This window comes from Tenacibaculum sp. DPLXC6, assembly GCF_056815515.1.
This window is the reverse complement of the sequence record NZ_CP141806.1, coordinates 1538224-1565000: the sequence shown is the minus strand read 5'-3', so window position 1 is coordinate 1565000 and position 26777 is coordinate 1538224. Positions and strand designations below refer to the sequence as shown.

Sequence of the window (26777 nt, the reverse complement as noted above, 5' to 3'; positions counted from 1 at the left end):
GAAGTACTTTGTTCAGGTATGATAGAAAGAATCGGTTTAGAAATAGGAAAAGTTCACTATAAATCAAACAATGATAAAATTGAAGAAGAAGTAGTAATTAAAGATCATAAATCAGGTTTAGAGAAAGTAGTTGATTTATTATTGGATGAAAAAGTAGGAGTAATTTCTTCTACCAATGAAATTAAAGTTGTAGGACATAGAGTCGTACATGGTGGAAGCACATTTACAAAAACAGCTATAGTTACTGATGAAGTTAAAAAGAAAATAGAATCGTTATTTTCGTTAGCTCCCCTACATAACCCGGCAAACTTAGAGGGGATTATAGTATCTGAATCCATTTTTAAAAATGCACAACAAGTGGCTGTTTTTGATACAGCATTTCATCAAACCATACCTGTTGAAGCTTACAAATATGCGATTCCTAATAAATTTTTAGATGATCATAGAATTCGTTTATATGGTTTTCATGGAACTAGTCATAAATATGTGTCGGAAAAAACAAATGAATATCTTAAAAAAGAAAATTCAAAAATTATTACCATTCATTTAGGAAATGGGTGTAGTATGACTGCAATAAAAAATGGGGAAAGTATTGATCATAGTTTAGGGTTTGGTCCAGTTACAGGTTTAATCATGGGAACGCGTTCTGGAGATATTGATCATTCTTTGATTTTCTATTTGATAAACAACTTAGGATATGATGCTGATTATGTAAACAACATGTTACAAAAAGAAAGCGGAATGTTAGGCTTAACTGGGTTTAGTGATTTACGAGATATCGAAGCAGCGGCAGCAAAAGAAGATGAAAATTGTCAGTTAGCACTGGATATGAATGCTTATAGAATAAAAAAATACATAGGTTCGTACGTTGCGGCGATGAATGGTTTAGATGCGATTGTGTTTACGGCTGGAATTGGTGAAAATTCTGACGTGATTAGAAAATTAGTTTGTACAGATATGGAATATTTGGGGATTGAATTGGATAATGAAAAGAATACTATTAGAGCGAAAAAGTTAACTGAGATTCACAAAGAAACTTCTAAAGTAAAAGTATTGGTAATTCCAACAAATGAAGAGTTAGAAATCGCAAAACAATCGTACGAGTTATTGTAGTATGAATTATAAATATGCTTATTTAGTTCGATTTCAATATTTAGGATTTCGTTTACACGGTTGGCAAAAACAACCAAATTTAAAAACAGTTCATTTTTTTGTTGATAAAACATTAAAGTTCGTGTGTAAAGGAATTCGTTGTAAATCAGTAGGAGTTGGGAGAACAGATGCAAAAGTATCATCTACCGATTATTACTTTCAGTTGTTTATTGACGAAAAATTAGAAGAACCTTTCTTTATTGAAGATTTTAATAGGAATTCACCTTCAGACATTCGAGTGTTAGCTATGGAGCAACTTCATGATGAAGAGTTTAATATTATTCAACATCCGAAAGTTAAGGAATATCGTTATTACTTTTCTTTTGGAGAGAAAAACCATCCTTATTGTGCTCCTTTTTTAACAGGGTATTTAGATAAATTAAATATAGAGTTAATTAAAGAAGGCGCACAACTTTTTGAAGGTTTTCATAATTTTAAGCATTATTGTACAAAACCTTCACCAGAAACGAAACTAGAACGTACGATTGATGTTTGTAGAATTGAAGAGAATACAGAATTGTCAGCCTCTTTTTTTCCTGAGAAAAGCTATGTTTTAATCATTAGAGGGAGCGGGTTTTTACGTAATCAAATTCGTTTGATTATGGGAGCTTTGGCTGAATTAGGTAAAGGAAATTATGATTTGGAGTTTATCAAAAAAAGTCTGAGTCCTGAAAATAGCGATATAGACTTTATGAAAACTATCGCACCAGCCTCAGGATTACACTTGTATAAAGTAGAATTCAAAAAATAAAGCATGTCAATTGACATGCTTTATTTTTTAATATATGTTTAATTAGAATTAATCTCTAATTAAACTTCTTGAGATTACAATCTTCTGAATTTCTGAAGTTCCTTCATAAATTTGAGTAATTTTAGCATCACGCATTAAACGCTCAACATGGTATTCTTTAACGAATCCATTACCTCCATGAATTTGAACTGCTTCAACAGTTTGTTCCATTGCTACTTTAGAAGCATATAATTTAGCCATAGCTCCTTCACGATCGTAGTTTTCACCAGCATCTTTCTTGCAAGCAGCAGCCATTACTAAATGACGAGCAGCAGTAATCTCTGTATACATATCAGCTAATTTGAAAGCAATTGCTTGGTGGTTACAAATTTCAGTACCAAAAGCTTTACGTTCTTTAGAATACTTTAAAGCTAATTCGTATGCTCCAGAAGCAATACCTAAAGCTTGAGCAGCAATACCAATACGTCCACCAGATAACGTTTTCATTGCAAACTTAAATCCGAAACCATCTTCACCAATGCGGTTTTCTTTAGGAACTTTTACGTCGTTAAACTGTAATGTATGTGTGTCAGAACCACGGATTCCTAATTTATCTTCTTTAGGTCCAACGTGGAAACCTTCCATACCTTTTTCAACAATAAAAGCATTGATTCCTCTATGTCCCTTACTTCTGTCAGTTTGTGCAATTACTAAATAAGTATCTGCACGACCACCATTAGTAATCCAGTTTTTAGTACCATTTAATAAGTAGTAATCACCTTTGTCTTCTGCAGTAGTTGCCTGTGAGGTAGCATCAGACCCCGCTTCTGGTTCACTTAAACAAAAAGCTCCTATTTGTTCACCAGTAGCTAATTTTGTTAAATATTTTTGTTTTTGTTCCTCGGTACCATAAGCTTCTAAACCATAACATACTAATGAATTGTTTACAGAAACCATTACTGAAGCAGAAGCATCAATTTTAGATAATTCTTCCATAATTAATACGTAAGAAACGGCATCCATTCCACTCCCTCCGTATTTAGGATCTACCATTACTCCCATAAACCCTAATTCACCCATTTTGCGAACCAGTTCATTAGGAAACTCTTGTTTTTCATCTCTTTCTATAACTCCAGGTAATAATTCGGTTTTAGCAAAATCACGTGCAGCATCACGAATCATTAAATGCTCTTCTGTAAGGTTAAAATCCATTATCTATTTTTATATTTTGTTAAATTCGTAAAAAATGTGCTCAAAGATACTTTTTTAATAGCAATTTTTCAATAGACTTACTATTTTTACTTTATGCAAGACAACTATATTTATTGTATTGGGTTAATGTCTGGAACTTCTTTAGATGGAATAGATTTAGCATACATTAAAATACACAAAAAATTATACAAGGATTTTAAAATTTTAAAAGCAGATACAATATCATACTCTAATGAATGGAAAAGTAAACTGCAAGAGGCAATTAATTATGATGAGAAATATTTACAGGTTTTAGACGTTGAATATGGTAAACTCCTAGGAAAGGTATTAAGTAATTTTATAGTTGAACATCACATTTTAAAATTAGATTTTATAGCTTCTCACGGACATACTATTTTACATAAACCAGAAGTAGGAATAACTTTACAAATAGGTAATGGCCAAGAAATAGCAAATATTACTAAAAAAGAAGTTATTTGTGACTTCAGAACTCAAGATGTAGAACTTGGAGGACAAGGAGCTCCTTTGGTGCCTATAGGAGATAAGTTATTGTTTGTAGATTATGACTATTGTCTAAACCTAGGTGGGTTTGCAAATATTTCCTATGAAAAAAATAAAGAAAGAATAGCTTTTGATATTTGCCCTGTAAATATTGTATTGAATCATTATACTAGAAAATTGGGACTTGATTTTGACGATAAAGGAATTGTAGCTTCAAAAGGAGAAATAAATATAAAATTATTAGAAAATCTAAATAGTCTTCCTTTTTATACTCAATTACCACCAAAATCTTTAGGTTTAGAATGGGTACAATCAACTATTTTTCCTTTAATAGATGAAGAAGAAACAGAAATACCTACTATTTTAAGAACTTTTGTAGAACATTCAGCAATACAAATAGGTAAAGTAATAGGTGATAAAAATGAAGCAACGGTTTTAGTAACTGGAGGAGGAGCTTTCAATAGTTTTCTTATAAATAGAATAGAGTTTTATATAAAAAAAACAGTACCAATGGTTGATGATGGGTTAATCAACTACAAAGAAGCATTAGTTTTTGCGTTTTTAGGGTTGTTGAAAAAACAAGAAAAAGTAAATTGTTTACAATCAGTAACTGGAGCAAAAAAAGACCATTCTTCAGGTAATTTTTTTTATCCGCAGAAATAATTTAAAGTATTTGAGTAATGTTGTTTTTTATAATAAATTTGTTCGGTAACAACTACACACTAAAACCTATATTATAATGAATCAACTTTAGCTCCCCTTAGGGGAATAATTACAACGAATTTTTTGAATATGAAAAAGAAACAGGTAAAGTTGAAAATCATCTATTATAACATTAAACAATGAAAGAATTATTAAAGCAATACGAAGCAAAACAACCAGAAATAGTATTTAATTGGAAAGACTCTGAAACAGAAGCTGAAGGTTGGACTGTAATAAACTCATTAAGAGGAGGTGCTGCTGGAGGTGGTACACGTATGCGTAAAGGATTAGATAAATATGAAGTAATGTCACTTGCTAAAACGATGGAAGTGAAGTTTACAGTATCTGGACCTGCAATTGGAGGAGCAAAATCAGGAATTAATTTTGATCCACAAGACCCTCGTAAGAAAGGAGTTTTAGAACGTTGGTATAAAGCTGTCGCTCCATTATTAAAAAACTATTATGGAACAGGAGGAGACTTAAATGTTGATGAAATACATGAAGTAATTCCAATCACAGAAGATAGTGGTGTTTGGCACCCGCAAGAAGGTGTTTTTAATGGACATTTTAAGCCTACTGAAGCAGACAAAATTAATCGTATTGGTCAATTGCGTCACGGGGTTATCAAGGTCTTAGAAGACGAAAACTTATCGCCAAATATTGCTAGAAAATATACCGTAGCTGATATGATTACAGGATATGGTGTTGCTGAAGCAGTTCGTCATTACTATGATATTTATGGAGGAACAGTAGAAGGAAAGCGAGCAGTAGTACAAGGTTTTGGTAATGTAGGTTCAGCAGCAGCTTATTATTTAGCGCAAATGGGGGCTAAAGTTGTGGGTATAATTGATCGTGTTGGGGGAGTCATTAAAGAAGAAGGATTCTCTTTTGAAGAAATTCAAGAAATGTTCTTAAACAAAGACGGTAATACTTTAGTTTCTGAAAACATGATTCCTTTTGAAGAAATTAACGAACGTATTTGGGACTTGCCATGTGAAATTTTTGCACCATGTGCAGCTTCAAGGCTAGTTACTCAAGACCAAATTAATAGCATGATTAACTCAGGGTTAGAAGTTATCTCATGTGGAGCAAATGTTCCGTTTGCAGATAAAGAAATTTTCTTTGGTTCTATTATGGAGGACACGGATAAGAAAGTAAGTTTAATTCCAGACTTTATTTCAAACTGTGGTATGGCAAGGGTATTTGCTTACTTTATGGAGCGTAGAGTAGAAATGACAGATCAAGCTATTTTTGAAGATACTTCAAATACTATTAAAAAAGCTTTACAAAGAACACATGCTAAAAGTGCGGCAAAAACTCAAATAAGTGAAACAGCTTTTGAAATTGCATTAAAAGAACTAGTATAAACCTATTAGTTTTTATGATTACAAAAGTGCTGTTTTTGATTAATCAAGTATAATAAAAGTAAAAGTCTTCCTTCATTGTTAAAAGTAAGGAAGACTTTTTATATCAAACAATTTTAAATAAAAGAAATCGTTAGTTAAATAGCGAAAACATAATATAAATCCTAATTTAGTATTCATGCTATTATTTCAAGAAACTCAGGAGTTGGTAGAGGAGGTACCTCAAGAAAAAACTTTATCAATCTATAATTTAATTATGGATGGAGGTGTAGGCGGTCAAATCATTATTGCTTTGTTATTCGTTTTATTAGCCGTAGCTCTTTATATTTATTTTGAACGTTTTTTTGCTATTAAAGAAGCATCAAAAGTTGATGTTAATTTCATGGACCAAATTAGAGATCATGTAACTAACGGAAGAATAGATAGTGCTCAATCGCTTTGTGATAATACAGTTACACCAACGGCAAGGTTAATTGGAAAAGGGATTTCTAGAATAGGAAAACCTTTAGAAGATATTAATACAGCAATAGAAAATGCAGGGAAACTTGAAGTGTATAAGTTAGAAAGAAATGTTTCAGTTTTAGCAACAATTGCTGGTGCCGCTCCAATGATAGGTTTTTTAGGGACTGTAATTGGAATGATTGTTGCGATTCATGAAATAGCAAATTCAGGAGGACAAATTGATATTAAGATGTTATCAGACGGTTTGTATACAGCTATGACAACTACTGTAGCAGGATTAATAGTTGGAATTATAGCATATATCGCTTACAACCATTTAGTAGTTCGTACAGATAAGGTAGTTTATCAAATGGAAGCAAAGTCTGTTGAGTTTTTAGACTTATTAAACGAGCCAGTATAATGAATTTACGAGGAAGAAATAAAGTCAATCCAAATTTCAATATGTCGTCAATGACTGATATTGTTTTTTTGTTATTGATATTTTTTATGTTAACATCTACACTTGTAACAGTGAGTGCAATTGATGTTTTGTTGCCAAAAGCTGGAGGTAAAACAGAAAACAATACATCAGTAGCAGTAACCATAACAAATGATGCGTCATTTTATATAGATAAAACAAAAGTAAGCAAGGTAAATTTAGAAAGGGAGCTGTTAACTAAAGTAGGTGTTGATAAAAAGAAAACAGTAGTTATTCGTGGTGATCAAAATGTGCAGTATAAAAATGTAATGCAGGTAATTGATATTGCTAATAGAAACAAGTTAAAAATGATTTTGGCTGTTAAAGGTAAATAAATGACAGTTTTAGATACACAACATAAACGTAAATCAGCTGTGATAACAGCAATTATTCTGATATTATTAATAATCGGGATATTCAATTACGGAATGAAATATCTCGACCCGCCTATTGAATATGGTTTAGCGATTAATTTTGGTACTTCTGAAGTGGGGAGTGGTGAGCCTGTTGAAAAAACAAAATCGCAAGCTACTCCAAAGCAAGAAGAAATTGTTGAAGAGCTGGTAGAAGAAACTCCGGAAGAAACAATAAAAGAAGAAATTATTACAGATGACACAGCGGAAGAGGTTCCAGTGGTTGAAAAAAAAGTAGAAAAGAAAGAAGCTGTAAAAGAGACTCCAAAAGAAGTAAAGCCTAAAGAGAAGCCAAAGCCAAAACCATCAAAAGAAACAACTGATGCTTTAAATAGTTTGTTAAATGGAACATCAAAAGATGGAGCAAACTCTGGTGAAGGAGATGATAAACAATCGGGAGTTAAAGGAAATGAAAATGGAGACCCAAATTCAGATAAATATTATGGGAATTCAGGAAGTGGTTCAGGAGGTAATTATAACCTTGCAGGAAGAAAAGCTTTGTCAAAACCTATTCAAAAACCTGACTGTCAAGAAGAAGGTACGGTAGTGGTAAGTATTGAAGTAAATCAAATTGGACAAGTAACTAAAGCAACTCCAGGAGCTCGAGGAACTACAAATTCAGCATCATGTTTATACGATGCGGCAAAAAAGGCAGCATTGAAAACAAAATGGAATGCAGATGGAAATGCACCATCAAAACAACGAGGAACAATTATCTACAAGTTTTCTCTTTCAAAGTAAATATATCTATTTTTTACACTAAGACATGAAGATGACTTATCAACAAGTATTAGATTGGATGTTTGCCCAGTTACCAATGTATCAACGTCAAGGGCAAACAGCATTAAAAAAAGATTTAACCAATATCGTTGCACTATGTGAAGAGCTTGATAATCCACAAAAAAAAATTAAGACGATTCATGTTGGAGGAACTAATGGGAAAGGGTCTACGAGTCACATGATAGCTTCTATATTGCAAGAAGCAGGTTATAAAGTTGGATTGTATACTTCACCACATTTAAAAAACTTTACAGAGCGTATCCGAATTAATGGAAAAGAAATTTCAAGAGAAGCTGTAATCGAGTTTATAGAAAAAAATAAAAACTTTCTAGAAAAACAAGGATTGTCTTTTTTTGAAATGACTGTTGGTATGGCGTTTGAAGAATTTGCAAATAAAAAAGTAGATGTGGCCGTTATAGAGGTCGGTTTAGGGGGAAGATTAGATTCAACCAATATAATTACACCAGAAGTTTCGGTAATAACTAATATAGGGTTAGATCATACACAGTTTTTAGGAGAGACTTTAACAGAAATAGCTTTTGAAAAAGCAGGGATTATTAAAAAAGGTATTCCTGTGGTTATTGGTGAACGTCAAAAAGAAATAGAAAACGTTTTTATTGCTAAAGTAGAAAAATGTAGCTCTTCAATTATTTTTGCTTCGGATGAAGAGCAATATTATAGAACTGATTTATTGGGTGATTATCAAAAAAATAATGTAAAAACAGCAGTAAAAGCCATTCAGCAACTAAAAGGGTTTGCTATCTCTGAAGAAAATATAAAAAACGGATTATCGAAGGTGGTAAAAAACACTAATTTGAAAGGGCGTTGGCAGGTGTTACAAGAACATCCGAAAATAATTTTTGATACCGCACATAATAAAGAAGGATTGTTTTATACATTACAACAGTTAAAAAAGGAAAAATATAAGCAGTTGCATATTGTTTTAGGAGTTGTTTCAGATAAGAATTTAAGTGAAATTTTACCAATGTTTCCTCAAAAAGCAAAATATTATTTCTGTAAACCAAATATTTCTCGCGGATTATCTGCAAGCGAATTACTAGAGGAAGCAAGTGTGTTTAGTTTAAAAGGAGAGATGTTTAGTTCTGTAAATCAAGCTTTTGAAAAATCAAAGGTAAATGCTTCAAAAGAAGATGTGATTTATGTAGGTGGAAGTACATTTGTGGTTGCAGAAATTTTATAGAAAAAAATAAAAAAAGTTATTGTTAATTTATAAAACTGTTATATATTTGCACCCGCAATTAACAAGTAAGGGCGCGTAGCTCAGTTGGTTCAGAGCACTTGGTTTACACCCAAGGGGTCAGGGGTTCGAATCCCTTCGCGCCCACAACTCTTACAAAGGTTTAATTGCAAACGGGCGCGTAGCTCAGTTGGTTCAGAGCACTTGGTTTACACCCAAGGGGTCAGGGGTTCGAATCCCTTCGCGCCCACTGTTAAGTCTCATCTTTTTAGATGAGACTTTTTTGTTTTATAAGCTTTTGTTCGTGCTATTTTTTGTAGTTTTGTGAACTTGAAAAATCTTTAAAGGACTACGTATTGGATAAGAAAATAGCAATAATAGGGTTAGGGTATGTAGGGTTGCCATTAGCGAGGTTGTTTGCTACAAAATATTCTGTAGTTGGATTTGATATAAACAAAAAAAGAGTACAAGAGCTAAATAAAAGCATAGATGTTACTAATGAGGTAGATTCCGAAGTATTGTTGTCTGTCATACGAAGCAAAGAGACTAAAAAAAATGGGCTGTTTTGTACATCTGAAGTTGATGATATTAAAGATTGTACTGTTTTCATAGTAACAGTCCCTACACCTGTAGATAAAAATAATAGAGTAGTACTGATACCTTTAATACATGCAAGTGAAACTGTAGGGAGGGCTTTGAAGAAGAGTGATGTTGTTATTTATGAATCAACAGTATATCCTGGAGTTACAGAAGAAGTTTGTGTACCTGTTTTAGAAAAAACATCTAGACTAAAATTTAATAAAGACTTTTTTGCAGGCTATTCTCCAGAGCGAATAAATCCAGGAGATAAAAAGAATACTATAGAGAATATTTTAAAGGTAACGTCAGGTTCAACTCCTGAAGTAGCTAATTTTGTTGATGAATTATATAGTTCAGTTGTTACAGCAGGGACTCATTTGGTTTCTAGTATAAAAGTAGCAGAAGCTTCAAAAGTAATTGAAAATTCGCAACGAGATATTAATATAGCTTTTGTGAATGAATTAGCGAAGATTTTTGGGTTTATGAATATCAATACTCAAGAAGTATTAGAGGCGGCAGGAACCAAATGGAACTTTTTGCCATTTAAACCAGGACTAGTAGGAGGGCATTGTATAGGAGTAGATCCATATTATTTGGTACAGAGAGCGGAAGAATTAGGGTATCATCCAGGGATTATTCTTGCAGGTAGAAGAATGAATGATGGAATGGGAGAGTATGTGGCTTCTCAAGTAATCAAGTTAATGATAAGTCGTGATATCAAAATAAAAAATGCTGATGTCTTAGTTTTAGGTATTACATTTAAAGAGAATTGCCCAGATGTTCGCAATACCAAAGTGGTGGATGTCGTTCGTTCATTAAAAGAGTATGGAGCAAATGTGATAATTTATGATCCATGGGCAAATATTGATGAAGTTGAAAAAGAATATGGATTGCAATCAACAAAGGAATTACCAACAGAAAAGTATGATGCTATTGTGTTAACAGTAGCACATAATGAATATAAAGAGTTAGATATTGTTTCTTTAAAAAAGAAAGAGTCTGTGGTGTATGATGTGAAAGGAGTATTGTTAAAAAAAATAGTAGATAAAAGTTTATAGTGAAGAATTTTGCACTCATAGGAGCAGCGGGTTATATAGCTCCACGTCATTTAAAAGCGATTAGGGATACAAATAATGTCCTGATTGCTGCGTTGGATAAAAACGATAGCGTCGGTATTATGGATAGTTACTTTCCTAAAGCTGATTTTTTTGTGGAATTTGAACGTTTCGATCGTCATATAGAGAAACTAAAAAGACAACAAAATATTCAACTAGATTATGTGAGTATATGTACTCCAAATTATCTACATGATTCTCATATTCGAATGGCGCTCCGAAGAAAAGCTGATGCGATTTGCGAAAAACCTTTGGTGTTGAACCCATGGAATGTAGACGCTTTAGAAGCAATAGAGAAAGAATCAGGAAACCAAATTCATACAATACTTCAGTTGCGATTACACCCAAGTATTATTGCGCTTAAAAATAAAATAGATAAAGAAAAAAAGAAGGAGAAATATGAGGTGGATTTAACCTATATCACTTCACGAGGAAATTGGTACGATATTTCTTGGAAAGGAGACGAAAGTAAGTCAGGAGGAATAGCGACTAACATTGGAGTTCACTTTTTTGATATGCTTTCTTGGATTTTTGGAAGTGTTCAAGAGAATATAGTTCATCTAAGAGAAAAACATAAAGCGTCAGGCTATTTAGAGTTTGAGAAAGCACGTGTACGTTGGTTTTTATCAATTGATGAGACCACCTTGCCGAAACAGATTCAAGAAAAAGGGCAACGAACTTATCGTTCTATTACAGTAAACGGAGAAGAGATTGAATTTAGTTCAGGTTTTACGGATCTTCATACTATAAGTTATCAAGAGATATTAAAAGGTAATGGTTTTGGTTTGCAAGAAGCAAGACAATCAATAGAAATAGTCCATGACATTCGTAATTCTGAGTTAATAAATACGGGAGAGAAGCATTATCTTTTGTAATATATATATTTGCATAAAAATAAAACAGTAAAAAGAAATGAAGGTAACTGTTATTGGAACAGGATATGTAGGGTTAGTGTCGGGAACTTGTTTTTCAGAAATGGGGAATAAGGTAACTTGTGTTGATATTAATCAAGAAAAAATAAATAAACTTCATCAAGGAATTATTCCTATCTACGAACCAGGTTTAGAAAAAATGGTGTTAAAAAATGTAGAAAAGCAGAATCTATTCTTTACTACTAAATTAGAAGAAGCAATCGAAGAATCTGAAATTGTTTTTATAGCAGTTGGAACTCCAATGGGTGAAGATGGATCAGCTGATTTACAATATGTGTTAGCAGTAGCTAAAGAGATTGGTCAGAAGATGAATGACAGATTGATTGTTGTTGATAAATCTACTGTACCAATAGGAACAGCGGATAAAGTAAAAGCGACAATACAAGGAGAATTAGATAAAAGAAACGCAACGATTAAATTTGATGTAGTGTCGAATCCTGAATTTTTAAAAGAAGGAGATGCAATCAATGATTTTATGAAACCTGATAGAGTGGTAATAGGAGCAGAATCTGATTACGCTTTTGACAAAATGCGTGAATTGTATACGCCTTTTACGATGTCGCATGAACGTTTTATTGCTATGGATGTTCGCTCAGCGGAAATGACTAAGTATGCAGCAAATGCAATGCTAGCAACAAAAATATCATTCATGAATGAAATGGCAAATATTTGTGAGCGAGTAGGAGCTGATGTAAATAATGTTAGAGCAGGAATTGGCTCAGATTCAAGAATTGGTTATAGTTTTATTTACCCTGGAGCAGGATATGGAGGGTCTTGTTTCCCTAAGGATGTAAAAGCACTGAAGAAAATAGCGGAAGAAAACGGGTATGATGCACAGTTAATTAAGTCGGTAGAAGACGTTAACAACCGTCAGAAGTATGTGATTTCTGAAAAAATCATCAATAAATATGGAGAAGATTTATCAGGGAAGACTTTTGGTTTATGGGGATTGGCATTCAAACCAGGGACAGATGATATGCGTGAAGCACCAGCAATTTATGTAGTAAAAGAACTAGTAAAAAGAGGGGCTAAAGTACAAGCATATGATCCTAAGGCTATGGAAGAGGCACAGCACTTTTATTTAAAAGATGTAGAGAATATTGATTATAAAAATGCAAAATACGAGGTGCTAGATAATGCGGATGCGTTGATCTTACTGACGGAATGGAAAGAGTTCCGTTCTCCAGATTTCTCTGAGATTGAAAAACAACTGAAAACACCAGTTATTTTTGATGGAAGAAATCAATATACTACCTATGGATTGGAAGAAAAAGGATTTGAATATTATCAAATAGGAAAAAACTAATGAAAATTTTAGTTACAGGAGCAGCAGGCTTTATTGGATTTCATTTAAGTCAAAAACTATTAGAATTAGGACACGTAGTTGTAGGAATAGATAATATCAACGATTATTATGATGTCAATTTAAAATATGCTCGATTAAAAGAGTTAGGAGTTGAAAGAAAAAGCGTTGAGGTATACTACAAAGAAATAATTAGTAGTACTAATGAAAAATTCAAGTTTATCAGACTAAACTTAGAAGATAAAAAAGAATTGTTTCAGTTATTTACTATTGAGAGCTTTGATGTTGTATGTAATCTAGCAGCACAAGCTGGGGTTCGTTATAGTATTGAAAACCCTGATGCATATATTCAAAGTAACATTGTTGGTTTCCTGAATATTTTAGAATGTTGTAGACATCATGAGATTAAACATTTAGTATATGCAAGTAGTTCAAGCGTTTATGGAATAAATAAAGATGTGCCTTTTTCAGAAGAAGATATAGTTGATAACCCTGTAAGTTTGTATGCTGCAACAAAAAAGAGTAACGAATTGATGGCACATACTTACAGTCATTTATATAAAATACCAACAACAGGATTACGTTTTTTTACAGTATACGGACCATGGGGAAGACCAGATATGGCACCGATACTATTTGCCGATGCCATTTCAAATGATCGTCCAATCAAAGTGTTTAATAATGGAGATATGGAGCGCGATTTTACTTATATAGATGATATTGTAGAAGGAGTAAAAAGAGTAATTGAGAAGCCTGTTGAAGAAAGAGACTTGTATAAAATCTACAACATAGGGAATAATGATTCTATAAAGTTGCTAGATTTTATTACTCAGATTGAAATGAGTATAGAAAAAGAAGCTACCAAAGAAATGTTACCCATGCAGATGGGAGATGTGAAAAAAACTTGGGCAAATGTTGAGGGATTAATTAAAGATTATAATTATAGTCCTAATACAAGTTTAAGTACAGGAATAAAAGAGTTTATTAATTGGTTTAAAGATTTTTACATTGAAAGTTAAAATGTTATTTAAAAGAGTTTTACTGCAAATATTTCTAGCTACTTTTTTGGTGTTAGCTAGTACTGAGGGACAAGCCCAAAATATTCAGAATCAAATGAGTCAAATTGAAGTTGATGATTTATCTGATGAGCAAGTAGCTAAATATTGGGAAAAAATAAAACAAGAAGGATACACTTTAGATCAAGCTTTAGCAATAGCAAAAACTAGAGGAATGTCCGAATTACAAGCTCAAAAGCTTAGAGAAAGAATAGAGACGCTTAAAAATAAACCATTAAATAAAGAGGAGGAAAGTCAAGATGATAGTTTAGAAGAAGGTGATAGTACCCAACTTCTTTTTGGATTAACAGGAGAAGAAAAAAAAGAAGAAAAAGAGGAAGAACTCTTTGGGTATGTTTTTTTTAATAATCCAAATATTTCGTTTACACCAAATTTAAATATAGCTACCCCAGAAAACTACATAATAGGTACGGGAGATGTTATTTCAATTGATCTTTGGGGAGCCGCAGAGGTAAATTATGAGAAAAAAGTAAACAAACAGGGAGCAATAAATGTGGAAGGTGTTGGTTATATTCAATTAATTGGATTACCAGTTAGTGCTGCAAAATCTAAAATTAAAAATTATTTAAAAAGAATCTATGCGGGAATAGGAGCTTCTTCAAATAGTTATAATAAGGTTAATATTGCTATTTCTATAAAAGAAGTAAGAAATGTACAAGTAAATATTGTAGGAGAAGTAAAGGTTCCTGGATCATATTCAGTTAGTGCTTTATCCACAGTATTAAATGCCTTGTATGCAGCAGGAGGACCAACAAAGAATGGTACTTTTAGAAGAATTCAACTTTTTAGAAGAGGGGTGAAGGAAGCTGATTTTGATTTTTATCAGTTTCTAGTTAATGGTTCAGAAGAAGGAAATATAACGGTTCAAGATCAAGATGTCATAATAGTAAGACCATATGAAAGTAAAATTACTATTGAAGGAGCTATTAAAAGACCGGGTATTTTTGAGATGAAAACAGAAGAAAGTGTAAAAGATTTATTAAATTATTGTAGTGGCTTCACCTCAAATGCGTATAGACAAAAAATTGTCATAGAGAGAATTAAAGGGGTTCAAAAAGAGATTGTGGAGGTTTCACAAGATAATTTTGATTCAGTGAAAATAAAAGATGGAGATTATATCAAAGTAAACGAAATAGTAGATGAGTTCTTGAATAGAGTAAGTGTTGGAGGGGCTGTTTTTCAACCCGGTAACTACGAATATAAAGAAGGAATGACGGCTTCTAATTTGTTGTTAAAAGCTGAAGGGGTGACTAAAGAAGCTTTTTTAGATAGAGGGATTATTGTAAGAACACACGATAAAAGTGATAAGGAAACATTATCTTTCTCTCCGAGAAAAGCAATGGAAAATAGAGAGCATATACTATTAAAAGAAAGTGATAGTATTTATATTTTTACAAAAGAAGAATTAAAAGAGAAAGAGTTTATTACTATTAATGGAGCAGTGAATAAAGAAGGAGAGTTTGATTTCATGAAAGGAATGCGTGTTGAGGATTTAATAGTGTTGGCAGGAGGATTGAAAGATGGAGCGGATGCAAGTATGATTGATGTATCTAGAAGATTGAAAGATGGAAGTTTTGAAACTGTTAGTGAAAACTTTGATTTAAGTACAAGTAAGAATTTAGGTACTGATCATTTAAATGATTTTGTGTTAAAACCATTTGATATTGTTTCTGTAAGGTATTTAAAAGGTTATACAGAACAAAAAACAGTAACTATTACTGGAGAAGTTAATTTTGAAGGAGAATATTCAATTGGTCAAAAAAATCAAAGAATTTCTGATTTAATAGAACAAGCTGGAGGTTTAACAAAATATGCATACGTAGAAGGAGCCTTTTTAACTAGAAAGAATAACGAAGAGGAAGATGAAAAGCAATCAGACTTTATAGCTGACTTTGCCCAAAGAGATTCATTATCTAGTAATGTTGAAGAGCGTTTAAAGAAGAAGAAAGATTTTAAGATTGGAATAGAGTTACAAAAAATATTAGCCTCAGGAGAAAAAAAATCAAAGTATGATATAATTTTAGAGGAAGGAGACGAGCTATTTATCCCTTCTGAAAGACAAACGGTGAAGGTTGAAGGAGAGGTATTATCACCATCATTGGTGAGATACGAAAAAGGTAAATCATTTAAGCATTACATAGAAAGCTCAGGAGGGTTTTCTGCAAATGCAAAAAAGAGTAGAGCATATGTAGTGTATGCAAATGGAGATATTAGAACAACCAAAAAGTTTTTATTTTTTAAATCGTATCCAGATGTTAAACCTGGAGCAGTTATTCTAGTACCAAAAAAACCAGAGGTAAGAAATAAAGTGACGACGCAACAAGTAATAGCTATCACAACAGGATTAGCAACATTGGGAGTGTTGGTAAAATCATTAACAGATAAATAACTTTATAGAAGATATGAAAAATAAAGTTAAACAAGGTTCTCAAGAGGATATAGATTTATTAGAGTTATTTAATACCATATGGGAGGCTAGAAAAACAGTTGTCAAATTCCTTGTTGTTTTTGGATTAATAGGGTTGTTCATAGCAGTTTTTTCGGTTAAAGAATATACAGCCTCTACAATAGTAGTGCCGCAAACAAGTGGTTCAAAATTCGGAGGGAATTTAGGGGGGTTAGCAGCCATGGCAGGAATTAATTTAGGTGGAGGAGCAGCTACTGAAAGTATCCCTCCTACTTTATATCCAAAAATAGCACAAAGTGTACCTTTTCAGAGAGAACTATTGCAAGCATCATTAAAATTTTCCAATGTTGAAAAGGAGGTGACTTATCAAGAGTATTATGAAAAATACACAAAATTTAATTTACTTACTGCTATTAAAGAATATACCATAGGTTTACCAGGAAAGATTATCAAGCTTTTAAAAAGTGATAAAGAGGCTATTGTTATAGAGATAAGTAACGATTCAATCTACCGAATTACTAAAAATGAATATAAGCTATTTAAGAAAATACAAAAACAATTAGTAATAGAGAACAATACAAGGGATGGTTTTGTTGAAATATCGTTTTCTATGCCAGAAGCCTTGGCAGCTGCTCAAATGACAAAAAAAGCGCAAACGATATTGCAAGAAGCTATCACAAGTTTTAAGATAGAAAAAGCACAGCAAGAATTGAATTTTATACAGCAGCGCTATGATGAAGTAAAATTAGATTTTGAAAAAAAACAAGCCACATTGGCTAGTTATAGAGATAGAAATCAAGGGTTAATTACTTCACGTTCTCAATCATATTTAAAAAGAATAGAATCAGAGTATAATTTAGCGTTCAGTTTGTATTCCGAATTGGCAAAGCAATTAGAGACTCAAAAAATTCAAATAAAAGAAAACACACCAGTGTTTACTGTGATAGAACCAGTAAGTGTACCTGTTGATAAATCAAAGCCCAAAAAAGCTTTAATTATTCTTGTTTGGGTGTTTTTGGGAGGTGTTTTAGGTTTGGTTTTTATTTTAGGTAAAAAATGGATTAGTAATTTGAATACCGATGAAAAAGATAGTATATAACTTATCAAATAATTAAAATGAGTAAAAAAATATGTGTAGTTGGGCTTGGTTATGTAGGGCTACCTTTAGCAAACGCATTTGCAGCAAAGAAGTTTAAAGTTGTAGGTTTTGATATTAATGAGAGAAGAATCAAAGAATTGCAAACAGGTTATGATAGAACCTTAGAGTTAGAAAAAAATCAGTTAGATAATGTTAAAGAATGTATAAAATATACATCGAACATAAAGGAAACCATAGATTGTTCAATTTTTATAGTAACAGTTCCTACGCCGATTGATAGTAACAATCGTCCTGATTTAACTCCTTTGATAAACTCTTCTGGACTAGTTGCAAGTGTTTTAAAGAAAGGAGATATTGTAATTTATGAATCAACTGTTTATCCTGGAGTAACTGAAGAAGTATGTGTACCAGAACTTGAAAAGCATTCAAAGTTAAAGTTTAATAAAGATTTTTTCTGTGGCTATAGCCCTGAAAGGATAAACCCAGGAGATAAAGAGCATACAGTAACAAAAATACTTAAAGTAACTTCGGGGTCAACGCCAGAAGTGGCTACTGAAGTTGATGAACTATACAAGTCAATAATTGTAGCTGGGACTCACAAAGCGTCAAGTATTAAAGTAGCAGAGGCAAGTAAAGTTATCGAAAATACCCAAAGAGATGTTAATATAGCTTTAATTAATGAACTTGCATTGATTTTTGATGCAATGAAAATTGATACAAATGAAGTTTTAGAAGCTGCAGCAACAAAATGGAACTTTATAAAACTATCACCAGGTCTTGTGGGGGGACATTGCATAGGTGTAGATCCTTATTATTTAACATTTAAAGCAGAAGAATTAGGATACAAACCAAACCTTATTTTAGATGCTCGACAAATTAATAATGGAATGGGAAAGTACATTGCTGAGAATACGGTAAAAGTAATGATAGCCAATGATAAGAAGATTAATAAATCAGATGTTTTGGTTTTAGGACTAACCTTTAAGGAAGATTGTCCAGATATGAGAAACACAAAGGTTGTAGATATTATAAAGGAATTACAGACTTATGGATGTAATGTAGACGTGTATGATCCTTGGGTAGAACCTAATGGAAATAATAGTAATTATAATTACGAGGTAATTGAAAGTCCTTTTAAGTCAATAAAAAAATATGATTCTATAATTGTTGCAGTTGCTCATAAACAGTTTAAGGAGTTAACCGAAGATGATTATAAAAAAATATCAAAAGAGAGCCCTGTTATTATGGATATAAAAGGAATTGTAAAGAATCCAAATTGGAGGTTATAAACGAAAAATTTTATATTCATAGGATATAAGATAGGGGTAATTGTTTTTTGAGAAAACTGATACATTATCTTGTATTTTGTAGTATAGAAAAGTAAGGTGTATCTTAGAGAAAACACAAAATTTCAGATTAATTATAATTTAAAGTATGTGAATTCATTAATTTTTATCAATTGATGAAACGACCTCACAGACCGCGTATCTATCGTTTTATTATAATAAATAGAGAAGAAACTAGATTTAATGCATTACAAACGAAAAGTTTTCAAAGAAACCAAAAAAGCAATTAGATTTGGCTTGTGATAAGTAAGAGAGTCAATTGAAGTTGTAGTAAACATACGTAATATCGAGTTAATAAAAAGACTAATAGTTTTTATGTTATAAAAGTAAGTTAACAGTTCATATAAATTAAGAAGCAAAAAGAAATGAAGCATTTATTAATTACTGGAGGAGCAGGTTTTATAGGGAGTCATGTTGTAAGACGTTTTGTAAAACAATACCCAAATTATCATATTTATAATTTGGATGCTTTAACTTATGCAGGTAATTTAGAGAATTTAAGAGATATAGAGGAATCTCCAAACTATACTTTTTTACATGGTGATATTACAGATGAAACTTTTATTAACAAGATTTTTACAACTTACAAGTTTGATGGAGTTATTCACTTAGCAGCAGAATCACATGTAGATCGTTCAATTACTGACCCATTAGCTTTTGCGAAAACGAATATTTTAGGAACAATGATTTTGCTAAATGCATTTAAAAACTTATGGCAAAATAATTGGGAGGATAAACGTTTTTACCATATAAGTACAGATGAAGTGTATGGCTCATTAGGAGAAACAGGTTTGTTTAAAGAAAGTACTTCATACGATCCTAATTCTCCTTATTCAGCTTCTAAAGCAAGTTCAGACCATTTTGTAAGAGCATATGGGGAAACCTATGGTATGCCATTTGTCATTTCTAATTGTTCTAATAATTATGGACCCAATCATTTTCCGGAGAAATTAATTCCTCTATTTATCAATAACATTATTAATAAGAAGTCATTGCCTGTGTATGGCGATGGAAATTACACAAGAGATTGGTTGTATGTTATAGATCATGCGATAGCGATTGATTTGGTATTCCACAAAGGTATAAATCATGAAACCTATAATATTGGCGGTTTTAATGAGTGGAAAAATATCGATTTAGTAAAACTACTTTGCAAACAAATGGATGAGAAACTGGGAAGGTTAGAGGGAGAAAGTGAAAAACTAATTACCTATGTTAAAGACCGTCCAGGACACGATTTGCGATATGCAATTGATGCATCTAAAATAAACGAAGAATTGGGGTGGTCTCCAACAGTTACATTTGAAGAAGGTTTAGCAAAAACAATTGATTGGTTTTTAGAGAACAAAGAATGGATGGAAAATGTAACAAGTGGAGTATACCAAGAGTATTATCAAAAACAATATAAATAAAAAAGCATGAAAGGAATAATATTAGCAGGAGGTTCAGGAACAAGGTTACACCCATTAACCCTGTCTGTAAGTAAGCAACTACTACCTATTTACGATAAACCAATGATTTATTACCCTTTGTCGGTATTAATGCTAGCGGGGATAAAAGAAATTTTAATTATTTCGACGCCTCATGATTTGCCTAATTTTAGACGTTTATTAGGAGATGGTTCCCAGTTAGGAATTGCGTTGAGTTATGCAGAGCAACCAAGTCCTGATGGTTTGGCACAAGCTTTTATTATAGGGGAAGATTTTATTGGAGATGAAGATGTTTGTTTAGTATTGGGAGATAATATTTTTTACGGAGCAGGTTTACAAAAACTATTAAGTGAAGCTGTACAGACGGTTAAAGGTGAGCAAAAAGCAGTTGTTTTTGGTAATTATGTAAATGATCCAGAGCGTTATGGAGTAGCTGAATTTGATGCCGATAAAAATGTGATAAGTATAGAAGAAAAGCCAAAAGAACCAAAATCGAATTTTGCGGTGGTTGGTTTGTACTTTTATCCAAACTCTGTAATTAATATCGCAAAGGAAGTAAAACCTTCTCATCGAGGGGAATTAGAAATTACTTCAGTAAATCAAGCCTATTTAGGACAAGAAGAACTTAAAATGCAAATTTTAAGTAGGGGATTTGCATGGTTAGATACCGGAACTCATGAAGCCTTAACCGAAGCTACCGAGTTTGTAAAAGCGGTAGAAAAGCGTACAGGACTTAAAATAGCTTGTTTAGAGGAGATAGCATTACACTACAAATGGATTACAAGAATACAATTACAACAACAAGTAGAAGGCATGAAAGGTGATTACTTTGAGTACTTGAAGTCACTTTTGAATTAACGTTATGAAATTAGCACTGTTTTTATTAAATAAAAAAGGTTATGAGTGTTTAAAGTTAATTATAGACTCAAAAGTATATTTTCGACATATAAATTTTTTCGTAATTCTTGATAGAGATGAAGGAAATGCAGAGGATTATTATGAAGAAATGAAGGAAATATGTGTTAAACGTAAAATACCTGTTTTTAAAAGAATAGAGTTTAAAGAGATAGATGTTGATTATGGAATAGCGATTGGGTGGAGGAGGCTGATTTATAATGTAGAAAAATTAATAGTATTACACGACTCAATTTTACCAAGGTATAGAGGTTTTTCTCCTCTTGTAAATATGTTGATAAATGGAGAAGAAGAAATTGGCGTGACAGCTCTGTATGCTACAGATGAAATGGATAAAGGAGCTATTATTGATCAGTATAAAGTAAGAATAAGTTATCCTATAAAAATAAAAAAAGCCATTGATATTATTTCTGCAGGTTATCGAGAGGTTTTTATTAATTTGGTGGAAAAAATACATAATGGTCATACTATAAAATCATACCAACAAAATGAAGAAATTGCTACATATAGCGTTTGGAGAGATAACACGGATTACTTCATAGATTGGAATAAAAGTGCAGATAGTATTAAGAGGTTTGTTGATGCCGTTGGTTACCCATATTCAGGAGCTAAAACATATGTAAAAGATAAAGTTATTACGATAATAGATGTAGATGTTATAAAAGACTTAAACTTTGAATTAATTCATCCAGGGAAAATAATAATGTATAAAAAAGAAAAACCTGTAGTTATCTGTGGCTCTGGTGCGATTATAATAAATAAAGCAGAGGTAAATTCTCAAATTTATGAATTTAAGAAATTAAGAATGAGATTAGAATAATGATGATACCATTTAATAAACCCTATTTTACAGGGAAAGAAACTTTATATATTGAAGAAGCTGTAAAAATAGGGAAAATATCAGGAGACGGGATTTTTACCAAAAAATGTCATACTTTTTTTGAAGAAAACTACGGTTTTAAAAAAGCACTACTTACAACTTCTTGTACAGATGCTTTAGAAATGGCAGCAATATTGATAGATATACAACCAGGAGATGAGGTTATTATGCCTTCTTACACTTTTGTATCTACCTCAAATGCTTTTGTACTTAGAGGGGCAAAAATAATTTTTGCCGATAGTAAAATAGACCACCCAGGAATAGATGAAAGAAGTATAGAACGGTTAATTACTCCAAAAACAAAAGCAATTGTTCCTGTACATTATGCAGGAGTTGCTTGTGATATGGATATAATAATGGACTTAGCACGTAAGTATAATTTGTACGTAATTGAAGATGCTGCCCAAGCAATAGATTCATATTATAAAGGTAAGCCTTTAGGTAGTATAGGGCATTTAGCTGCGTTTTCTTTCCACGAAACAAAAAATATTATTTCTGGAGAAGGGGGCTTGTTGGCAATCAATGATGAACAATTTATAAAAAGAGCAGAGATTATACGGGAAAAGGGAACAAATCGTTCTGCATTTTTTAGAGGAGAAGTAGATAAATATGGTTGGGTAGATGTAGGTTCTTCATTTTTACCTTCAGACATTATAGCTGCTTTTTTATGGGCTCAATTAGAGAACCTAAAGGAAATTCAAAATAAAAGAAAGGAAATTTGGGTACAATATTATACAGGTTTAAATAAATGGGCAGAAGAAAACAATGTAAGGTTACCCTTTATACCAGACTTTGCAATGAATAATGCACACATGTTTTATATGGTGTGTGAAAATGCTGCACAAAGAAAAACATTGATTAAAAAACTTAAAGCAAAGAACATTCATTCTGTATTTCATTATTTAAGTTTGCATAAAAGTCCTTTTTACGCTAAACAATATGAAGGCGGTAAGCTAGAAAAAGCTGATGATTATTCAGATTGCTTAGTGCGCTTACCTATGTATTATGAATTAACCAAGGAAAATGTACAGTACATAATAGATAGCATTATTAATGAGTAAAATTTTACATTTAATACCTGATGAGAAAATCACAGATGATGTTATTGGAAATTTTGAAAAAGTTTTTAAAAATAATATTTTTTTTGTGTTAGGAGATAGTGTTAATCGTAGGCACTGTAAGACAGAAAGAGATAATGTAGTTTTTGGAGGTTTTAGTTTATTTTCGAAAGATAACATAGAGCAAGATGTTGTTGCAGTTGTTGTTCATGGGTTGAATTATGTATTTGCTAAGTTGTTAGTAGAGTTAGATGTTAATGTGAAAACAGCATGGTTTGCATGGGGGTTTGATGTGTATAACCTACCAAAAATTAGAAATACATTATATGCTCCTGAAACCTTATCATATTTAAAAAGTAATAATCGGAAATATACACTTATAAATAGTATTAAAAAGCATAAAGTTCTTCGGTCTTTATATTATAAGCATATTAAAAAAACAGACGATTTTTATAATGTTTATGAATTAGCACATAAGCGTGTTGATTATTTCTGTACATATATAAAAGAAGATTACGATTTTTTTGTAGGTTTTTATCCAAATAGATTAGCGTATCAAGAAATAGGATATTCTACTATTAATCAGTATTTGGCAGGACAATCAAATTTGAGAATTAATTTGGATGCTCAAAATATTATTTTAGGTAATTCAAACTCAGTAGAAAATAATCACTTAGATGCTCTCGAAATAATTAATAAATCAGGTTTTAAAGAAAGAGTATTTGTTCCTTTAAGTTATGGGAATAATCAAAAATATAAGTCAGTTGTTTTAAATAGAGGTAAAGAATTGTTAGGAGAAAATTTTTGCCCTATTTTGGATTTTATGGAAAGAGATAAATATTTCAATTTATTATCTAGTTGTAGTATAGCTGTTTTTTATCATTACAGGCAACAAGCAATGGGTAATATATTAGCCTTGCTTTATATGGGAGTTCGTGTTTATTTGTCTTCTAAAAACCCAATATACTACTACTTTAAGAGGTTAGGAATTTATGTATTTGATTTTGATATTGATTTTTCATTATACTCAAATACCATTTTGGAAAAGGATAAGCAAGAAATTAATCGAAAAATTCTAGATAAGCTATTTACAGAAAATGTTTTACAATCACAGTATTTGGAATTAGTAAATAAATTAATAGGTGTCGATAAATAAACAAGTTAAGACAGGAGTAAAATGGACAACTATAAGTACAATTGTATTGGCTGTAGTTGCTATATTAAAGGTTTCCATCCTTACTCGATTTTTAGATAAATCTGATTTTGGATTGATGGCGCTGGTTACTTTTGTCATGGGATTTATGAATCTGTTTAATGATATGGGAGTGACCTCAGCTATTTTACATAAGCAAGGCATTACTAAAAATCAATATGCTAGTTTATATTGGATAAATTGGATGGTAAGTATAGTTATGTATGTAATATTACTTCTCATTACTCCGTTAGTTACATCTTTTTATAAACAACCTTTGTTGAATACGTTAATACCTTTAATAGGTCTTAATTTATTGATATCAGGCTTGGGGAGACAGTATAAGACAATAGAACGAAAACATCTTTTGTTCAATATCATAAGCCTTATAGATATAATAGGTGCTTTATTATCTTTAGGACTTTCTGTAGTACTTGCTGTTTTTGATTATGGGGTTTTTGCACTGGTTTACTCTGTTATATTTCAAGCTTTATTTTCTAATGTATGTTATTTTATAATAGGTGTAAGAAAATACGGGCTTTTATTTCATTTTAAATTCAAAGAGACAAAAGAGTTTTTAAAAATAGGGATGTATCAGGTAGGAGGTCAGGTAATTAATTATTTTAATCGAGATTTAGATATATTAATTATCGGAAAGTTTTTTTCTACAGATATTTTGGGAGGTTATAGTTTGGCTAAACAGTTAGTTTTTCGTCCTGTGCAAGTAATTAATCCGGTAGTTGTCAAAGTAGCTGCACCTGCGTTAGCTTTGATGCAGAAAAATATACAAGAATTAAAAAGTGGATATTTAAGACTAGTAAATATTGTAGCATCAATTAACATCCCTGTTTATTTTGGGTTAATATTATTAGCACCATGGGTAGTGAAAATAATGTATGGAGGAGGTTTTGATGAGATCGTTGTTTTAGTTAGAGTTCTTTCTGTTTATATGATGTTTAGGTCTATAGGAAATCCAGTAGGGAGCCTTGTAGTAGCAACAGGAAGGACTGATTTGGAGTTCTTATGGAATTTTATAACCTTATTTATTGTACCCGTATTTATATATTTTGGAAGTCTATACGGTATTTTGGGAGTTACAATTAGTCTAGTATTAGTAATGATACTATTATATTATCCTAGTTGGAGGCTATTAGTAAATAATTTAACAGGAGCAAGTTTTAAGGAATATTTTCAGGCAAGCTTTAAGGTACAGTTAAATTTTTATAAATTAATAAAAGGTTAAATGGGGAATAAAAATAAAATAACATTAATTTTTTCAATTGATGTATTTTTAACTGCTTTTGCATTTATTATCCCGATGATAGGATATTTGAATATCTTATTCAAAGGTTTTATAACTTCATGGAGTTTAATTCTTGTTTATTTTGTTTACTTACTGGTTAAGTACAAAAAAATCCCTTTACGTAAAGCAAGTATAAAAATTGATTTTTTATTTCTTATAGGGTTTATTCTTGTTGTTTTTTTTAATTTTGTATTGGTAGATTTTAATTCTAAATCGAAACAATACTTTTTGATATTTTTCTTTTTTGCAATATTGTACGTTATAGATGCTATTTACGAATATGATATAAGAAAAAGAGTCACAATTATATTTTTGATTTTTATAGCCTTAGGAGTACAAGCAAGTATTTCTATTCCTTATATTTTAGACTCTAAGTTTCTGTTAGTAAGGCTGTTGGCCTCAGGTCAGTTATCTGATGATTTAGCAAAAGAAGCATTGAAAAATGGAGTAGGAACAAATGCTTTATACACCTCCTTGAGCGGATTGTGTTTGTTTGGATTGGTAATTCAAAGTTATTTACAAAGCTCTTTTGCAAGAATAATAATGTTTATAGCAATTTTTAGTATGATATTTTCAATTTTTATATCTACTTTTTTTGCTTCTATATTTATGTTTGTTCTAGGTGTCCTATTGTTGTTTTTTTTTAGGTTTAAAAAGTTATTTAGTTTTAAGGCTATAGTAGTAGGAATAGTGGTTTTATCTATATCAGTTTATATTTTTAATCAATATTTATCAGATACTAGGTTATTAGGTCCAATTTTGAGTAAAATAGAGAGATTTTCAAAACAAGGAGGAGATGTTACAGGAAGAGATAAATTAGCAAATGTTTCATTAGAAACTTTTTATGATAATCCGTTTTTCGGAATAGGTATTCCTCCATGGCAGTCGTATGATAAAGTTGGAGAGCATATGCCTTGGGTTGATTTTTTAGCAAATTTTGGTCTTTTAGGTTTTTTACCCTTACTTGTTTTTTTGTTTATCCGAATAAAGAACAGATTTTCACACTTTAGATTTAAAAGTTCAATTGATATAGCATGTTTTATAGGTGTTTTTCTTTTTATTTTATCAAACTTTATAAGCCCAATGATTACGACTCCCATAACATATATAAGCTTAATTTTTATATATACTTCAAATAGTTTTAAGAATGACTTTCTATAAATAAGAGATG

General features: G+C 31.5%; 23 protein-coding genes and 2 tRNA genes (1 of these 25 running past the window's edge). 24 read left to right on the top strand and 1 reads right to left on the bottom strand.

The features are described from left to right. On the top strand, positions 1 to 1113 hold the 3' portion of the coding sequence (locus VCM48_RS07110; RefSeq protein WP_482272125.1) for an acetate/propionate family kinase. 69 nt of this gene lie to the left of the window's left edge; 1113 of the gene's 1182 nt are visible here — the last part of the coding sequence; its start codon lies off the left edge, out of view; the stop codon is at positions 1111 to 1113. A gap of 1 nt (position 1114) precedes the next feature. Then, positions 1115 to 1903, top strand: a complete 789-nt coding sequence (locus VCM48_RS07105) for a tRNA pseudouridine synthase A (RefSeq protein WP_482272124.1) — start codon at positions 1115 to 1117, stop codon at positions 1901 to 1903. A gap of 48 nt (positions 1904 to 1951) precedes the next feature. Here VCM48_RS07105 and VCM48_RS07100 read toward each other — a convergent pair whose 3' ends face one another. Further along, positions 1952 to 3094 carry an acyl-CoA dehydrogenase gene (locus tag VCM48_RS07100; RefSeq protein WP_482272123.1) on the bottom strand — a complete coding sequence of 381 codons (1143 nt, stop codon included), beginning with the start codon at positions 3092 to 3094 and terminating at the stop codon, positions 1952 to 1954. Positions 3095 to 3187: 93 nt separating this feature from the next. On the opposite strand from VCM48_RS07100, the gene VCM48_RS07095 reads away from it, so the two are divergent. From VCM48_RS07095 to VCM48_RS06990, 22 genes are all read left to right on the top strand, one after another. After that, entirely contained in the window at positions 3188 to 4258 is a 1071-nt protein-coding gene (locus tag VCM48_RS07095) for an anhydro-N-acetylmuramic acid kinase (protein ID WP_482272122.1), read from the top strand. A 179-nt stretch (positions 4259 to 4437) separates the two neighbouring features. Then, the gene (locus tag VCM48_RS07090) at positions 4438 to 5664 is read left to right on the top strand and encodes a Glu/Leu/Phe/Val dehydrogenase dimerization domain-containing protein (RefSeq protein ID WP_482272121.1); all 1227 of its coding nucleotides are present in this window, start codon (positions 4438 to 4440) and stop codon (positions 5662 to 5664) included. A 175-nt stretch (positions 5665 to 5839) separates the two neighbouring features. After that, the gene (locus VCM48_RS07085; protein WP_099213912.1) at positions 5840 to 6523 is read left to right on the top strand and encodes a MotA/TolQ/ExbB proton channel family protein; all 684 of its coding nucleotides are present in this window, start codon (positions 5840 to 5842) and stop codon (positions 6521 to 6523) included. Continuing rightward, a complete protein-coding gene (locus VCM48_RS07080) occupies positions 6523 to 6915 on the top strand; it encodes an ExbD/TolR family protein (protein WP_482272120.1) in 393 nt (130 codons plus the stop codon). Before VCM48_RS07085 ends, VCM48_RS07080 begins: the two co-directional genes overlap by 1 nt. After that, entirely contained in the window at positions 6916 to 7734 is an 819-nt protein-coding gene (locus VCM48_RS07075; protein ID WP_482272119.1) for an energy transducer TonB, read from the top strand. It abuts the gene before it with no gap. A gap of 31 nt (positions 7735 to 7765) precedes the next feature. Further along, positions 7766 to 8974 (top strand): bifunctional folylpolyglutamate synthase/dihydrofolate synthase, encoded by a 1209-nt coding sequence (locus VCM48_RS07070; RefSeq protein ID WP_482272118.1) that lies wholly within the window; start codon positions 7766 to 7768, stop codon positions 8972 to 8974. A 69-nt stretch (positions 8975 to 9043) separates the two neighbouring features. Next, positions 9044 to 9118, top strand: a tRNA-Val gene (locus VCM48_RS07065). Positions 9119 to 9146: 28 nt separating this feature from the next. Next, positions 9147 to 9221, top strand: a tRNA-Val gene (locus VCM48_RS07060). A 106-nt stretch (positions 9222 to 9327) separates the two neighbouring features. Next, positions 9328 to 10608, top strand: coding sequence for a nucleotide sugar dehydrogenase (locus VCM48_RS07055; RefSeq protein WP_482272117.1), 1281 nt, complete (start codon positions 9328 to 9330; stop codon positions 10606 to 10608). After that, complete coding sequence (locus tag VCM48_RS07050) at positions 10608 to 11540, top strand: Gfo/Idh/MocA family oxidoreductase (RefSeq protein WP_482272116.1); 933 nt, start codon at positions 10608 to 10610, stop codon at positions 11538 to 11540. The genes VCM48_RS07055 and VCM48_RS07050 overlap by 1 nt, the downstream gene beginning before the upstream one ends. Before the next feature lie 37 nt (positions 11541 to 11577). Continuing rightward, positions 11578 to 12903, top strand: coding sequence for a UDP-glucose dehydrogenase family protein (locus tag VCM48_RS07045; RefSeq protein WP_482272115.1), 1326 nt, complete (start codon positions 11578 to 11580; stop codon positions 12901 to 12903). Next, positions 12903 to 13919 (top strand): NAD-dependent epimerase, encoded by a 1017-nt coding sequence (locus tag VCM48_RS07040; RefSeq protein ID WP_482272114.1) that lies wholly within the window; start codon positions 12903 to 12905, stop codon positions 13917 to 13919. Before VCM48_RS07045 ends, VCM48_RS07040 begins: the two co-directional genes overlap by 1 nt. A 1-nt stretch (position 13920) precedes the next feature. Then, the gene (locus tag VCM48_RS07035; RefSeq protein WP_482272113.1) at positions 13921 to 16365 is read left to right on the top strand and encodes an SLBB domain-containing protein; all 2445 of its coding nucleotides are present in this window, start codon (positions 13921 to 13923) and stop codon (positions 16363 to 16365) included. Between the two features lie 13 nt (positions 16366 to 16378). Further along, positions 16379 to 17482: a Wzz/FepE/Etk N-terminal domain-containing protein gene (locus VCM48_RS07030; RefSeq protein ID WP_482272112.1), complete on the top strand. Its 1104-nt coding sequence runs from the start codon at positions 16379 to 16381 to the stop codon at positions 17480 to 17482. 17 nt (positions 17483 to 17499) lie between these two features. Then, entirely contained in the window at positions 17500 to 18771 is a 1272-nt protein-coding gene (locus VCM48_RS07025; protein WP_482272111.1) for a nucleotide sugar dehydrogenase, read from the top strand. A 422-nt stretch (positions 18772 to 19193) separates the two neighbouring features. After that, positions 19194 to 20240, top strand: a complete 1047-nt coding sequence (rfbB, locus tag VCM48_RS07020; RefSeq protein WP_482272110.1) for a dTDP-glucose 4,6-dehydratase — start codon at positions 19194 to 19196, stop codon at positions 20238 to 20240. A gap of 6 nt (positions 20241 to 20246) precedes the next feature. Beyond that, entirely contained in the window at positions 20247 to 21116 is an 870-nt protein-coding gene (gene rfbA, locus VCM48_RS07015) for a glucose-1-phosphate thymidylyltransferase RfbA (RefSeq protein WP_482272109.1), read from the top strand. Positions 21117 to 21120: 4 nt separating this feature from the next. Next, positions 21121 to 21993: a methionyl-tRNA formyltransferase gene (locus VCM48_RS07010; RefSeq protein WP_482272108.1), complete on the top strand. Its 873-nt coding sequence runs from the start codon at positions 21121 to 21123 to the stop codon at positions 21991 to 21993. A gap of 2 nt (positions 21994 to 21995) precedes the next feature. Further along, positions 21996 to 23114 (top strand): dTDP-4-amino-4,6-dideoxygalactose transaminase, encoded by a 1119-nt coding sequence (gene rffA, locus VCM48_RS07005; RefSeq protein WP_482272218.1) that lies wholly within the window; start codon positions 21996 to 21998, stop codon positions 23112 to 23114. Then, entirely contained in the window at positions 23107 to 24267 is a 1161-nt protein-coding gene (locus VCM48_RS07000) for a TDP-N-acetylfucosamine:lipid II N-acetylfucosaminyltransferase family protein (protein ID WP_482272107.1), read from the top strand. Before rffA ends, VCM48_RS07000 begins: the two co-directional genes overlap by 8 nt. Beyond that, positions 24254 to 25546, top strand: a complete 1293-nt coding sequence (locus VCM48_RS06995) for an MOP flippase family protein (RefSeq protein ID WP_482272106.1) — start codon at positions 24254 to 24256, stop codon at positions 25544 to 25546. The genes VCM48_RS07000 and VCM48_RS06995 overlap by 14 nt, the downstream gene beginning before the upstream one ends. Then, complete coding sequence (locus VCM48_RS06990) at positions 25547 to 26767, top strand: O-antigen ligase family protein (protein WP_482272105.1); 1221 nt, start codon at positions 25547 to 25549, stop codon at positions 26765 to 26767. Positions 26768 to 26777 lie beyond the last annotated feature (10 nt).

What these genes read in the sequence shown, in the direction of transcription:
- VCM48_RS07095 (WP_482272122.1), top strand. Translation starts at nt 3,188, where the DNA reads ATGCAAGACAACTATATTTATTGTATTGGGTTAATGTCTGGAACTTCT.
- VCM48_RS07090 (WP_482272121.1), top strand. Translation starts at nt 4,438, where the DNA reads ATGAAAGAATTATTAAAGCAATACGAAGCAAAACAACCAGAAATAGTA.
- VCM48_RS07045 (WP_482272115.1), top strand. Translation starts at nt 11,578, where the DNA reads ATGAAGGTAACTGTTATTGGAACAGGATATGTAGGGTTAGTGTCGGGA.
- VCM48_RS07070 (WP_482272118.1), top strand. Translation starts at nt 7,766, where the DNA reads ATGACTTATCAACAAGTATTAGATTGGATGTTTGCCCAGTTACCAATG.
- rffA (WP_482272218.1), top strand. Translation starts at nt 21,996, where the DNA reads ATGATACCATTTAATAAACCCTATTTTACAGGGAAAGAAACTTTATAT.
- VCM48_RS07075 (WP_482272119.1), top strand. Translation starts at nt 6,916, where the DNA reads ATGACAGTTTTAGATACACAACATAAACGTAAATCAGCTGTGATAACA.
- VCM48_RS07000 (WP_482272107.1), top strand. Translation starts at nt 23,107, where the DNA reads ATGAGTAAAATTTTACATTTAATACCTGATGAGAAAATCACAGATGAT.
- VCM48_RS07035 (WP_482272113.1), top strand. Translation starts at nt 13,921, where the DNA reads ATGTTATTTAAAAGAGTTTTACTGCAAATATTTCTAGCTACTTTTTTG.
- rfbA (WP_482272109.1), top strand. Translation starts at nt 20,247, where the DNA reads ATGAAAGGAATAATATTAGCAGGAGGTTCAGGAACAAGGTTACACCCA.
- VCM48_RS07025 (WP_482272111.1), top strand. Translation starts at nt 17,500, where the DNA reads ATGAGTAAAAAAATATGTGTAGTTGGGCTTGGTTATGTAGGGCTACCT.
- VCM48_RS07040 (WP_482272114.1), top strand. Translation starts at nt 12,903, where the DNA reads ATGAAAATTTTAGTTACAGGAGCAGCAGGCTTTATTGGATTTCATTTA.
- VCM48_RS07080 (WP_482272120.1), top strand. Translation starts at nt 6,523, where the DNA reads ATGAATTTACGAGGAAGAAATAAAGTCAATCCAAATTTCAATATGTCG.
- VCM48_RS06990 (WP_482272105.1), top strand. Translation starts at nt 25,547, where the DNA reads ATGGGGAATAAAAATAAAATAACATTAATTTTTTCAATTGATGTATTT.
- VCM48_RS07030 (WP_482272112.1), top strand. Translation starts at nt 16,379, where the DNA reads ATGAAAAATAAAGTTAAACAAGGTTCTCAAGAGGATATAGATTTATTA.
- rfbB (WP_482272110.1), top strand. Translation starts at nt 19,194, where the DNA reads ATGAAGCATTTATTAATTACTGGAGGAGCAGGTTTTATAGGGAGTCAT.
- VCM48_RS07085 (WP_099213912.1), top strand. Translation starts at nt 5,840, where the DNA reads ATGCTATTATTTCAAGAAACTCAGGAGTTGGTAGAGGAGGTACCTCAA.
- VCM48_RS07105 (WP_482272124.1), top strand. Translation starts at nt 1,115, where the DNA reads ATGAATTATAAATATGCTTATTTAGTTCGATTTCAATATTTAGGATTT.
- VCM48_RS07010 (WP_482272108.1), top strand. Translation starts at nt 21,121, where the DNA reads ATGAAATTAGCACTGTTTTTATTAAATAAAAAAGGTTATGAGTGTTTA.
- VCM48_RS07100 (WP_482272123.1), bottom strand. Translation starts at nt 3,094, where the DNA reads ATGGATTTTAACCTTACAGAAGAGCATTTAATGATTCGTGATGCTGCA.